11 protein-coding genes and 1 pseudogene are annotated in these 12,711 nt (G+C 36.0%); 2 read left to right on the forward strand and 10 right to left on the reverse strand.

Annotation, left to right across the window (positions count from 1 at the left end; genetic code table 11):
- The 3 genes from V7024_RS06265 to V7024_RS06275 all read right to left on the reverse strand — a co-directional run.
- Positions 1–225 (reverse strand): MerR family DNA-binding transcriptional regulator (locus V7024_RS06265; protein ID WP_335517134.1); only part of this gene is annotated, 225 nt, incomplete at its 3' end.
- A 339-nt stretch (positions 226–564) separates the two neighbouring features.
- Positions 565–1,416, reverse strand: coding sequence for an NAD-dependent epimerase/dehydratase family protein (locus tag V7024_RS06270; RefSeq protein WP_335517137.1), 852 nt, complete (start codon positions 1,414–1,416; stop codon positions 565–567).
- A 153-nt stretch (positions 1,417–1,569) separates the two neighbouring features.
- Positions 1,570–2,097, reverse strand: coding sequence for a uridine kinase (locus tag V7024_RS06275; protein ID WP_335517140.1), 528 nt, complete (start codon positions 2,095–2,097; stop codon positions 1,570–1,572).
- Positions 2,098–2,682: 585 nt separating this feature from the next.
- Here V7024_RS06275 and V7024_RS06280 point away from each other — a divergent pair.
- The gene (locus tag V7024_RS06280) at positions 2,683–2,859 is read left to right on the forward strand and encodes a DUF3934 family protein (protein WP_020060606.1); all 177 of its coding nucleotides are present in this window, start codon (positions 2,683–2,685) and stop codon (positions 2,857–2,859) included.
- Positions 2,860–3,116: 257 nt separating this feature from the next.
- Here V7024_RS06280 and V7024_RS06285 read toward each other — a convergent pair whose 3' ends face one another.
- The 7 genes from V7024_RS06285 to V7024_RS06315 form a co-directional block, all read right to left on the reverse strand.
- Positions 3,117–4,049, reverse strand: coding sequence for a response regulator (locus tag V7024_RS06285; RefSeq protein WP_335517143.1), 933 nt, complete (start codon positions 4,047–4,049; stop codon positions 3,117–3,119).
- A 4-nt stretch (positions 4,050–4,053) separates the two neighbouring features.
- The gene (locus V7024_RS06290) at positions 4,054–5,358 is read right to left on the reverse strand and encodes an ATP-binding protein (protein ID WP_335517146.1); all 1,305 of its coding nucleotides are present in this window, start codon (positions 5,356–5,358) and stop codon (positions 4,054–4,056) included.
- 74 nt (positions 5,359–5,432) lie between these two features.
- Complete coding sequence (gene malS, locus V7024_RS06295; RefSeq protein ID WP_335517327.1) at positions 5,433–7,166, reverse strand: oxaloacetate-decarboxylating malate dehydrogenase; 1,734 nt, start codon at positions 7,164–7,166, stop codon at positions 5,433–5,435.
- A 49-nt stretch (positions 7,167–7,215) separates the two neighbouring features.
- The gene (gene aspA / locus V7024_RS06300) at positions 7,216–8,655 is read right to left on the reverse strand and encodes an aspartate ammonia-lyase (RefSeq protein WP_335517149.1); all 1,440 of its coding nucleotides are present in this window, start codon (positions 8,653–8,655) and stop codon (positions 7,216–7,218) included.
- 173 nt (positions 8,656–8,828) lie between these two features.
- Positions 8,829–10,100: a cation:dicarboxylate symporter family transporter gene (locus tag V7024_RS06305; protein ID WP_335517152.1), complete on the reverse strand. Its 1,272-nt coding sequence runs from the start codon at positions 10,098–10,100 to the stop codon at positions 8,829–8,831.
- A 206-nt stretch (positions 10,101–10,306) separates the two neighbouring features.
- Positions 10,307–10,981, reverse strand: a complete 675-nt coding sequence (locus tag V7024_RS06310) for a hypothetical protein (RefSeq protein WP_335517154.1) — start codon at positions 10,979–10,981, stop codon at positions 10,307–10,309.
- A gap of 180 nt (positions 10,982–11,161) precedes the next feature.
- Positions 11,162–12,373, reverse strand: coding sequence for a phospholipase D-like domain-containing protein (locus tag V7024_RS06315; RefSeq protein ID WP_335517157.1), 1,212 nt, complete (start codon positions 12,371–12,373; stop codon positions 11,162–11,164).
- A gap of 126 nt (positions 12,374–12,499) precedes the next feature.
- On the opposite strand from V7024_RS06315, the pseudogene V7024_RS06320 reads away from it, so the two are divergent.
- Positions 12,500–12,676 (forward strand): annotated as a pseudogene (locus tag V7024_RS06320) (acetyltransferase); the annotation flags it as partial.
- Positions 12,677–12,711: the final 35 nt, after the last annotated feature.

Raw genomic sequence — 12,711 nt, forward strand, 5'->3', positions numbered from 1 at the left:
TTTTTTTGTGGAAACACGAGCATAGATAAAAACTTGTTTGTTTACTAATTTTTCTTTATTTGTTTGAATGCCTAAAAAGGCGTCAATTGCATCTATATCATATAATCGATGTCCACTGGGAGTGATGATTGTTTCTAATGATCCTTTGTTAGACCAAGAACGTACCGTTTGTTTGTCTACACCTAACAATTCCGCCGCTTCTTTAATTTTTATCATTCTTCCCATAAAAAACAACTCCCTTTTTGTTATAGAGTATAACAAAAAGAGGGGGGTGTATGTGATAGTTTTTATTATCTTTTATAACTTTTTATAAATTTTTTTGAAACTGTCGGAACCTCCTCGAAGTTAGCTCACCCAAATTTTAACATGATATACAATCACAAATACCCTAGAAAAAATTTTCTAGGGTATACCTATGTAAATTTCTCAAAAAACACTTTTTAAAAATAATCTTTATAAAAAATTACGAACTAAATAAATTTATTTTGATTTTCTAGATAGAAGTCACTGCTATGCATAACTAGACGCTCTCGCCCACCTAACAATTTGTATTTATAATTGATTCTACAAATGATTTTGAAACCCTTTAGACCAAGAAGAATGAATGGGCTCCCACCCATATTCTTTCCGGGCTTTTGTATTGGAAGCGCCGCGCTCACCACGATTACTACCAGCTTGAATAGAAGGCTGAGGTGCACCGATTGCAGAAGCATAAACAGGCAACCAATCACTTCCTGGTGCAGGATGATTATCGACAATGTTGATCAGACCAGTTGACCAATCTAGTGCCATTAGTGCTGCTCTAGCTGCATCTTCTACATGTAGAAAAGAAACTATACCATCCGTTGCTGCTGTTTCTTGTCGCCTTACTTGATTTGCAATCATTCCATCTTTTGCATACCAAGTTCCTGGTCCATAAAGTGTTCCGTAACGAAGAATCACAAATTCCGGCATTTGAGACACCTTTTCTTCTAACGCTATAATACCTTCTATCGTCGTTTTTCGCGGAAACGGAGCAGTAACGTCAAACATGTCCTCTTCTGTAGCAGGCTCCTCTCCAGGCTCATATGCCCACGAAATACTTTGTGCAATCATTCGGCGAACTCCCGCTGATTTTGCAGCATCTACAAGATTTTCTGTTCCCTCAATTCGCATTTTTGCATTATCTACCGAATTCCCTCCGCTTAACGCTGTAAGCTGATGAATCACTACATCCGGCTGACTCTTTTCTAATGCAGAGAATACAGCATTTCGATCAAACGCATCGGCCACCACTGGCTTTGCACCCAGTTTTGTAATTGTGCTTAACTGTGATTCATCACGAATCATTCCGAATACTTCATGACCCTCTTGTACTAACAAAGGAATTAAAAAACGTCCGATTACACCAGTTGCCCCAGCAAGAAAAACTTTCATTTCTATTCCTCCCATATACGTTTCAACTTATTCGTCTAGTTTTTCAGACTGCTATTTTGCTGTTCATATATAAGACAAATTGAGTTTATAAATCGTGACATAGATAGAAAAAAATTTACTGCAATAAAGAATCCTTTATGAATACACTAGATTTTACAACTTATTTACGATTGCTTCTACGATATTTTCAACCGTCATCTCCCCATCAATTACGTAGTCAGCATTAGGTTTCACACTTTTCTCCATCTCTAAGTATGCCTCTCTCCCAGCTTGCAAGTATACCTCACATTCGAAAAGAACCTCATCAATAGTATGTAAAGGATTACGAATAAATCTTCTCGCCATTGCTATATCTAATGGCGTATCAATATAAAATGAAATGTCTATCACATCTTTCATCTCATTATTAAGGTACGAAAATGGATAGTCCAAAATAATGTAATCTACAACTGAATCATTTAATACTGATAGAATATCTGTCATTATGGGACTAACATTCCACTCATTATAATCTGCACCTTTTTCCATCCATGCACAAATGTCACTTGGCCCCTCTAAATTATAATCATCAAAATGAAAAGTCTTGGCATTATTCAGTCTATTAGCTAACTCCTTCGTAACGGTTGTCTTACCGCCGCCAGATACAGCTGAAATAGATATTACTGTTGTTTTTCCCCCCATATTACTCCTCCATGAAATAATAGAATTTTAATCTCTTTCCTATCCCTTTACTCTAAAATAATCTTTTGCTGGAGTCTATAGTTACAAATGGGCGTATATTAAACAGTAAAAAAAAGTAACTACTCAGCCATACACCACTTATTACCTTTCAGCACATAGATTGCTGCCATGACGATACAAATGACAATGCACCTCGCTGCCTTTCTTTGTTACCATACTTTGCACGTGGCAGAAATAGGCACTGACCGCTTCTATGCATGGCCAGTCCCTCCCAGGCCATTTTAAAAAAATGCTTTTCTACCTTTTTTTACAGAGTGACTGAGTAGTTACAATGTATTCAAGATTTAACACCTTTTACATAACACATTACTATCAGCAAAAATTAAAAGATTTCTATTAACGGGATAAACCTGAGAATTTTGCGCATTACTGTCCATGTTATGATATACTATTATATCCTGCTGTTCATTTTTATGAGCAACTGTCGGAAAGGAAAAAGTCATAAACCCAAATTTTATTTTAAAGATTTATTGACTACTGTGGAAACAGATTTGCTATACAATAATAACGGAGTGATTATATTATATGAGTAAAGCTAAAGGTAAAGGCGGAACAGGTAGAGGAACAGGCAGTAAGGGCTGGAACCGATGGAAAGCCAGTGCCAACAAAAAAAAGAGTGCCAAACCTTATACAAGCAAAGGTGTTAAAAAAGCAGGTGGCGCAAAGACAAACAGTAATACAGGTGACAAATCCGAAAGATAGGGACTGCTATTTCCGTTTGATATCTTTCGTGTAAGTGTAAGATAGATGTTGTGTGGGTTTATTTTGCGGAGAAAAGCAAAGATTTAAAACAACAAAACAAGTGGTTACTCATTGTAAAAAGACAACTTTTAAAATTCATTAATACGATAATCTATATTATGAAAAAATGGGCGTTTATCAAACAGTAAAAGTGATATACAAAAAGATGTTTGCCACAAACAAGCAAACATCTTTTTCTTTTACCGTTCTTTCTCCACTTAATCGTCTTCAGTCAAACGCTTTGCTTCAAAATACAACACTTGAATAAATTTCTTCGTATTAATTCGTGTATGACCAGTTGTTGCTAATGATTCGTTTGTTAATTCTGTCATTCGTTTACGCACAATTGTAAAATCAAAAAATTTCGGAGCATAGCTTTCAAATTTCGGATTCGAAAAATCCGTTAAACCAAGAGAAGCTAAGTGATTGAGCGATTGATAAATTGCTCGGCGCACCCTTTGCTCTGATGCTTTTCTCTCTTTATCAATCTCACCTTCCGAAGCCATTTCACCTAACTTTTTGACCGTAATATGTTGAAAAATATCTTTTAATACTGGAAATCCATGTTCAAAGGTTGCCTTCTTTTCATATTGATATAAGTATTCCAGCATACTTAGTAAATCCTTACTTCCGTTCTCCCCAGCAATCCCTAGTTCTGCTAATAAAAAACGGCCAGAATCAGCAAATTTTTTCTCTTCTAGTCCTGATTCTATTCGCCCCTTTGGTTGCTCCCATTGAAATACATTGTTTAATGACTTTTGAATATCTTGAATAGATCGTTCCAAACGAATACGCTCTATCACTTTTCGTACAACGGATACAACTTCAATTTTATTAAGAGGTTTTGTAATATAATATTCAACACCAAGAGAGTAAGCTTCACCTATTAATTGTTTTGATTCTACTTGAGAAATCATAACCACTTTCCCCGAAAATGACGGGAGAATGTGCCGAACCGTTTCAATCCCATCACGAATTGGCATTAATAAGTCAATAAATAATATATCTACTTTTTTAAAATTTAACTGATTTCCTTCTACGAAAGCCCCATCTTCTTCTTCTCCAATTAATTCTCCAAGGTCTTCATCTTCAATAATTTGCGCTAACATAGAACGAAATACTTCATCATCATCTACGATGTAATAAAACATAGACTCATCCTTCCTTAATAAGGCTAGATTCCGGCAGCCGTACAATAAACTTGCAGCCTCTTTCAGCGTCTCTGTCTTGTAGTATAACCTCTCCCTCAAGTCCCGTCACCATCTCTTTTATATAAGATAGGCCGATTCCTGTTGACGGCGTTCCTGATTGATCATATTTTGAAGTAAAACCAGGCTTAAATACTAACTCCTTATATTTCCCTGAAATGCCCGGTCCATCGTCTATTACTTCAAACGTAACAACCGCCCCTTGCTTCTTAACATAAATTGCAATTGTACCAACACGTTCAATCGCTTCTACAGCATTCGCAACTAAATTATTTAAAATCGACAGTACGGTATATACATGGTACTGCGTATGTTCCCCTTCTACTTGTTTAGAAAATACAATTTCTTTCTGTAATAACTGCGCATATTTCTCGTTAATTCTTATAATCATTTCTGCTAGTTCATTTCCATTTACATATTCTGAAAGATTTTTATCTAAAAGAAGTTTAGATAACCCGGCAAAAATTCTTTGATTATCTTTTTTTATTTCGTGTACTTCTCCTGCAATTTTCAGCACATTCTTACTATACACCTCTATATCATTTTCAACGCTTCCTGTCCGTTGTAAATTCCGATATAATTGGTACGCTTCTTGTGTAATCCTTTCTGCATCTTGCAGCGTTTTCTTCAAATGAACAGATTCTACATACAAATTAGAAAGATGCATAAACATTTTTTCATTTTCTTTCCGGACCTGCGCTTCTTTTAATTTTGTCTCATATAAACTCATCATATTTAAAAAACCAAGCGCAAAAAAACTGCGAAAAATAGCAATAATAATAATTTTATTGACTTCTGAAACTGTAATCATCGTGCTTAGCACAAAAATATGATAAAAAGTAAGTTCTGCCATGCTTGAAATAATTTCAATCGTAATGCCAAAACACCCGATTATAAATGGCTTTTGATGAAATCGGTTTACTCTGCACACTGAAAAAAGACTTCCATATACGAAATAATAAAAGAAAACTGGATAACGCATACAAAAGGAGTCTGAGAAATGAAAAGAACTTTGTAACATCCAATCAAGGCCAATTCGAAATGTTACGACAGATACCCCGACAAGTACTCCGGCTATAGCAGCTGGAATTTTTCTTAACAATAATAGTAAAAAGAAGAAAATGGGGGTTCCAAAGCTAACACGAAATGTATCATTAAATGGATGAAAGTTCAGTTCTCCAGCTATCGGAACAATCAAAATTAACATAATTAAAAGTGAAATATCTTTCTTCCACAATTGATGCCAGTTCAAACACGTCACTTCCCATTATTTAATATTAAAACATAATAAGGAAAGCCCGCTTATTATATAAACGGGCTCTATACCTATACTGTTACTTTTTCAACTGCTTTGATTGGACGATAAACAGGTTGCCACATTGCGTCCTTAACAGCCTTCTTGATATCGTTATCACTTAATACCTCACGAGCAACACCTTCAGCAACGGCTGCTTTTGCTACTTCAACAGCAACAATCTCTGAAATATTACGCAGTTCTTCTACTTCTGGCAGAATTGGTGCACCTAGTTGACTTGTATCTACCATACTTGCTACCGCTTCTGCAGATGCTGCAAACATACCATCTGTCATTACACGAGCACGAACAACATTTGTACCAAGACCCAGGCCTGGGAAGATAAGTGCATTGTTAGATTGTCCAATTACATAAGTAACTCCATTATATGTAACTGGTTCGAATGGACTACCAGTTGCAACAAGCGCTCGCCCTTCTGTCCAAGAAATTAAGTCGACTGGCTTCGCTTCTGCAAGAGGTGTTGGATTAGACATTGGTAAAATAATTGGTCGTTCCGCATGTGCTGCCATCTCTTTTACAATTTCTTCTGTAAATGCACCAGCAACTGTTGATGTCCCAATTAAAATAGTTGGTTGTACATGTTTTACAACCTCAGCAAGTCCAATCGTTTCTGTTTGCTTCCATCGTTTGACTTCAGACCTCTCACGTGCATAAGGACGTTGGAAATCAAGAAGATCATCCATATTGTCAGTAAGTAAACCATTACGGTCAATACACCAGAAACGGCGGTTTGCTTCATCCTGTGATAAACCTAAGCGCACCATCGCATCACGTACTTGATCTGCAATTCCAATTCCTGCAGTACCCGCACCAAAAACAACAACGCGATGTTCACATAACGGAACACCAGAAGCTTTCACAGCTGATAACACAGCTGCAAGTGAAACAGCGCCCGTTCCTTGAATATCATCGTTAAATGTACATACGTTATCACGATATTTATCTAAAATTTTGCGTGCATTGCGTGTACTAAAATCTTCCCAGTGCAGCAATGCATTCGGAAACTTGTTACATACAGCTTTTACAAACAAATCAATAAATGTATCATACGCTTCTCCCGTTACACGTGGATGACGATTTCCGATATAAAACGGATTATTTAATAAATCTTCATTGTTTGTACCAACATCTAAAATAACAGGTAATACACGACTTGGATCAATACCAACTGCCGCTGTGTAAACAGCTAGTTTTCCGATAGCAATATTAATACCACCTACGCCCCAGTCTCCAATTCCTAAAATACCTTCACCATCTGTTACAACAACTAAATCAATATTTTCGGCAGTTGCACCAATGTTAGAAAATGCTTCCTCAATACCATTTGGATCATTAACTGATAAATACACACCACGTGGTTTACGATACTCATGACTATATCTTTGAATCGCCACACCAACAGTTGGCGTGTATACAATCGGAAGCATTTCTCGCAAATGATCTGTAAGTATACGATAAAATAATACTTCATTACGATCATGCAGTGCTGTTAAGTATACGTTTTTTAATAAGTCATCTGGTTGTGAACAAAATTGTTCATATGCACGACGTGCTTGTTCATCCAATGTCAATACAGCTGGTGGTAATAATCCTTTCAGCCCTAGTTCTTCTCTTTCTTCTGTTGTGAAAGCGACGCCCTTATTTAAAAGTGGTGTTGCTAATACTTCTCTTCCTCGTAATGTCGTTTCTAAAGTTCCGTCCGAGGAAACTGTAAATTTACTCATAAAATCCCTACCTTTATAGATATATAACATTTCTATATTGTAAACAAAAAAAGGGGAAAGTCCCCTTTTTTTAATTTTTCTTTAAAAGTGATGCTCCAGCAATTCCAGGATGCGTCATTTCAAACGGATCTAATATCAAGTCTAATTCTTCTTGTGATAATACACCATTTTTCAAACAAAGCTCTCTGACAGATTGACCAGTTGCAATTGCTTCTTTTGCAACGCGAGCTGCTGCTTCGTATCCGATATGTGGATTCACAGCTGTAATAATCCCAACGCTTTGCTCAACATACTCTTTCAAGTGCTCTTCATTTGCTTCAATTCCTTTTAAGCAATTATCTGTAAAGGCACGGAAGCCGTTATTCATAATACTGATTGATTGAAGTAAATTAAATACAAGTACTGGTTCCATTACATTCAGCTCTAATTGGCCTGCTTCTGAAGCAAGACAAATTGTATGGTCGTTTCCAATTACTTGGAACGCAATTTGGTTAATCACTTCCGGCATAACAGGGTTTACTTTCCCTGGCATAATAGAAGAACCAGGTTGACGAGCTGGAAGCATAATTTCACCTAACCCAACGCGTGGACCAGATGCCATTAAGCGTAAGTCATTTGCAATTTTTGACATATTCATCATACATACTTTCAATGCAGCTGAAACTTCTGTATATGCATCTGTATTTTGCGTTGCATCTACTAAATCTTCTGCTCCAACAAGAGGCAATTTGCTAATAGCCGCCAAATGTTTTACTACTGCCTCAATGTACTGCGGATCTGCATTTAATCCTGTACCAACAGCTGTCGCTCCCATGTTTACTTCATATAAGTGTTGACGAGATTTCTCAATGCGTTTCATATCGCGTCCAAGCACGCGAGCATATGCTTTAAACTCTTGTCCAAGACGAATTGGTACTGCATCTTGTAAATGCGTACGTCCCATTTTAATGACATGATCAAATTGTTCTGCTTTTAATTCAAAGATATCACGCATATATCCCATTGTTTGTAATAAATCTTCTAACAAGTTTAATGTTGCAATATGAATTGCAGTTGGGAATGCATCATTTGTTGATTGTGCCATATTCACATGGCTATTTGGACTAATATATTGATAGTCGCCTTTTTCCATTCCTAATAATTCAAGAGCACGATTGGCCATCACTTCATTTGCATTCATATTCATTGAAGTTCCAGCTCCGCCTTGAATCGGATCAACGATAAAATGCTCGTGCCATTTCCCCTCAAGAATCTCTTCTGCTGCCTCTGCAATTGCTGTACCTTTTTTTAGTTCTAATCGTCCAACATCTGTATTCGCAAGCGCCGCCGCTTTTTTTACAATCGCAAATGCTTTAATTAATCCTTCATGGATTTTATAACCTGTAATCGGAAAGTTTTCGACCGCACGCATCGTTTGAACACCATAATACGCATGCATTGGTACTTCTTTCTCGCCTAAAAAATCTCTTTCAATTCGCACATCTTTTGTAGCTTCAGTTACTGTTGCCATATGTGTTCACTCCTCACCTTATTTTGCCCCGTATTCACATGTACCCATTCTCCCACCTCAAATTTTACAAGAAATAAAAAATGAAGCGGGAGATATACTATTTGTAATACATTAATTCGTTTCACGAATAATCAGTGAGAGATACATAATCTCTCACTGATTAAACCTTTTATTTATGCTGCTTTTGTTTGATTTACAGTTTCTACATACTGTTTTGCTTTTTCTTGATCAAATTCGCCTTCCCATTTCGACATGACAATCGCTGCTAATGCGTTCCCTAATACATTGACAGACGAGCGAATCATATCTAGAATGCGGTCAATACCAGCAATTAAAGCAATTCCTTCTAATGGAAGTCCCATCGAACCTAATGTTGCCAATACAACAACAAAGGAAGCACCAGGAACACCAGCCATTCCTTTAGACGTTAACATTAAAACAAATAACAATGTAACTTGCTCTGTTAATGACATGTGTATACCGTACATTTGCGCCACAAATAGCGATGCTAACGCTTGATAAATAGCTGATCCAGTTAAGTTAAATGTGTAACCAGTAGGTATTACGAAAGAAGCTACGGCCTTCGGACAACCGAACTCTTCCATTTTTCTCATAATATTTGGTAAAACAGCTTCTGAACTTGCTGTTGTAAAAGAAAGAATCAATTCTTCTTTTAAAACTTTCATTAAAGTGAAAATGTTTACTCCCACCATTTTTGCATTTATACCTAATACCACAATAACAAATAATACAACCGTTACATAAACTGCAACCACTAATTTCCCTAACGGAAGCAGTGTACCCACTCCAAATTTTGCAACCGTAACAGCAATTAGTGCAAATACACCAACCGGAGCAAATTTCATGACTTGATTTGTCACCCAAAACATTGCTTCTAATACACCTTCAAAGAAATTAAAGACTGGCTTTCCTTTTTCTCCGATTGCAGCAACTCCTAAACCGAATAACACTGAGAAGAAAATAATTGGCAATAAGTCCCCTTGTGTAATAGATTCAAACACGTTTTTTGGTACAATATGAACAATTGTTTCTGCAAAACCTTTTTTCTGCGTTGCATCAGCTGTTGCTTTATATGCTGAAATATCACCTTGCTGTAAATGGCTCATATCAACACCCGTTCCTGGATGGAACACATTTGCTGCTACTAAGCCCATTAAAATGGCAATCGTCGTGATAATTTCAAAATAGAGTATAGTTTTTCCGCCTAATTTACCGAGCTTCTTCATGTCGCCCACACCAGCTACCGCTACAATAAGTGCAGATATAACAATTGGAACGACGATCATTTTAATTAAATGAATAAAAATGTCTCCAAGCGGTGAAATATAGGAAATAGCTGTTTTATTCCCAGAAAAGATTGCCCCTACTACAATCCCTAAAATGAGCGCTACAAAAATTTGTGTAGCTAATCCGAATTTTTTCATGTATTTTCATCCCCTTCATGCGAACGCTTTCAATTTGTATGTATAAAAGCTTAATCACATGATAAAGGTGAACCTACAAAATCAGACAAAAACCTACAAGTTTGTCACAAAACTTTCGGATTTTTTTCTTAAAATGTTCATTAATGCTCTTCTTTATTATACAATCGAAATATAAATTGATAAAACATCAGATTATTTCGTATAATCTAAAAAGAAAATTCATTAAATACAACGACTGGCTCTTCTAGATTATTATTCATTACAACTACATTCGCACACCCCTTTGGCGCATGCTCTTCTATGTACATACAACAAGCTGCATGATATCGCTGAATAAACATATCCTCAGCTTTCTCTTTACTTCCAAAAGCTTGAGCTTCTCTTTTGGAACCACGTTCTCTAGTAATCTGAAAATCTGTTTCTACAAATACTTTATAGTCAAATAAATGTTTTAGTTCCTCCTTAAATAAAAAGGTTCCATCTACTATAAATATTGTATCTTCTGAAGCTAATACAGGTTCAGAATGAATATACATATCGGTCTCTAAATCGTGTGATTGTATTTCATAACGCATCGTACCATCAGGTCCTAATGGGATTAATAATCGTTCTGAAATAGCTTTATAATCATGAGCATCTTCATAATATCCCTTCGCTGATTCCTTCCCTTGTGAATATCGAATTGCTCTTGGATTGTGGAAATAATCGATACTCGTTCGAATTACTTTTCTTCCTTGACTTTGAATTTCTTTCGCCAATTCATTTGCAAATGTTGTTTTCCCTGGAGCTGTAATCCCACTAACACCCACTCTTGCAGGATGATTTAATTTAAGCGCACATATATGCTCCGCGATTTCACGAATAACTGTTTGACGTTTCACTTCAATTCCCCCTTATGGAATCTAACCACATACTCCCTTATGTTAATGGAAAATAATTCTTCCTGCCATTTTAGTTTATCATTCAATGCGTATGTTGTAAAAATATGTATTCGTTTCTTTAATGGTATTATAAATAAGAAAAAATGCAGCACCACGCCGCATTTTCTCTCTTTCATCTTTCTATAAATAATAATTAAACATGCCTACGATCTTTTCTTTGCACTTCACCCAAAAGGATAAATTGTTTAAAAATGATATCGTCATTTCTTTTGAATCTTGAATATCTTGCGCTAATGCTTGATTTACTTGTTGCAGAAGAGGACCACCCTTTATATAGAAATTCATCTCATCATTAATATAAAAGCTGCGTGGAGTAAAATTTGCGGTTCCGATCACAATTGTTTCATTGTCAAACACCATAGCTTTTCCATGAAACATCCCTTTCTTATATCCATATACAGAAATACCATTCTCGACCGCTTGGCGAATATAAGGATATGCAGCCTCTTTTATAAAAGGAACATCCGGTTTGTAAGACCACAGTATTTTAATGGAAATACCGCGTTTCCTTGCTTGAATTAAAGCATTCATAAGTTTTTCATCTTTTGGTATAAAATATGGAGTGGCAATCACAATAGATTGTTTTGCCTGCTTTATTAATTCGATATACTTTTGGATCATATCATGACCATTATAACTAGATAGTGTATATAACGTTTTCCCTGGGACACTCTGCTTAGAAGTACTTATTATTGCTTCAGAAGTATCTCGTCTCCAGTCTAATGCAAACTGTTCTTCTAAATCTTGCACCCCTTCTCCTGTTATTCGTATATGATAATCTCGCCAATATCCAAATTTCTTGTCTTTTCCTAAATATTCATCTCCTATGTTAAAACCACCACTGTATCCTATTTTTCCATCAATTGTTGTAATTCGGCGGTGATTCCGATGGTGTAGCGAATAAAATGAGAATGGCAATTCAGGTTTTCTACTATATGTAAAATGAACACCACTTGCTTGTAATTCATTTTTCATTTTTCTTTTGAAAGACAAATCATTAATCCGATCGACTGAAAGATATACTTGTACACCTTCTTTCGCTTTTTCTTTCAACAGCTGCACAAAAGTATGGCTGCTTTTATCATCTGAAAGGATGAAGAAATAACTAAAAATTGAATGTTTCGCCTCTTTTATATCAGAAAATAGCTGCTGATACAAAGATTGCCCATCAACATATAATTGCAAATCACTATAGTGAGGTTCATATTCTTTCGTTTGATTCTTTTTCGCTTCTATTTTTCTTCCTAGTGTTACATCAACATGCATCGAAACAAGCAGAAAAACTAATATAGCAATAATAATAGAAATAATCCGAAGTATTTTTTTCACCATTTCGTTTTCCTTCCGTACAAAATAATTTGTCTCTACATAGTATTTCAACAGAAGTTGCTTTTAATGCTCGTTTACAGAACGTTTCATTTTCTTTTTACCATTATTTCTTCATACAAGGAGGAACATATGAAGAATCTTAAAGTGAAAATACCCATCGTCTTTATTCCCGGTCTTTTTGGTTCGATGAGTAATAGTATTATTCCTGGTACAGGTGATTGGAGTTTTGGAATCTCAGCATTTGTATACGAGCCTTTCATAATGCGGTTTTATATAAAAGCATATCAATACTACAAAAGATACTTTAATGAACCCATACACAAAAGGGGTACAGCATTCAA

The sequence above is a fragment of the Bacillus sp. JJ864 genome, from assembly GCF_036963045.1.
Lineage (GTDB): Bacteria > Bacillota > Bacilli > Bacillales > Bacillaceae_G > Bacillus_A > Bacillus_A pseudomycoides_C.

Coding starts and splice junctions, on each gene's coding strand:
- V7024_RS06270 (WP_335517137.1), bottom strand. CDS start 1,416: ATGAAAGTTTTTCTTGCTGGGGCAACTGGTGTAATCGGACGTTTTTTA.
- V7024_RS06275 (WP_335517140.1), bottom strand. CDS start 2,097: ATGGGGGGAAAAACAACAGTAATATCTATTTCAGCTGTATCTGGCGGC.
- V7024_RS06280 (WP_020060606.1), top strand. CDS start 2,683: ATGAGTAAAGCTAAAGGTAAAGGCGGAACAGGTAGAGGAACAGGCAGT.
- V7024_RS06285 (WP_335517143.1), bottom strand. CDS start 4,049: ATGTTTTATTACATCGTAGATGATGATGAAGTATTTCGTTCTATGTTA.
- aspA (WP_335517149.1), bottom strand. CDS start 8,655: ATGGCAACAGTAACTGAAGCTACAAAAGATGTGCGAATTGAAAGAGAT.
- V7024_RS06305 (WP_335517152.1), bottom strand. CDS start 10,100: ATGAAAAAATTCGGATTAGCTACACAAATTTTTGTAGCGCTCATTTTA.
- V7024_RS06315 (WP_335517157.1), bottom strand. CDS start 12,373: ATGGTGAAAAAAATACTTCGGATTATTTCTATTATTATTGCTATATTA.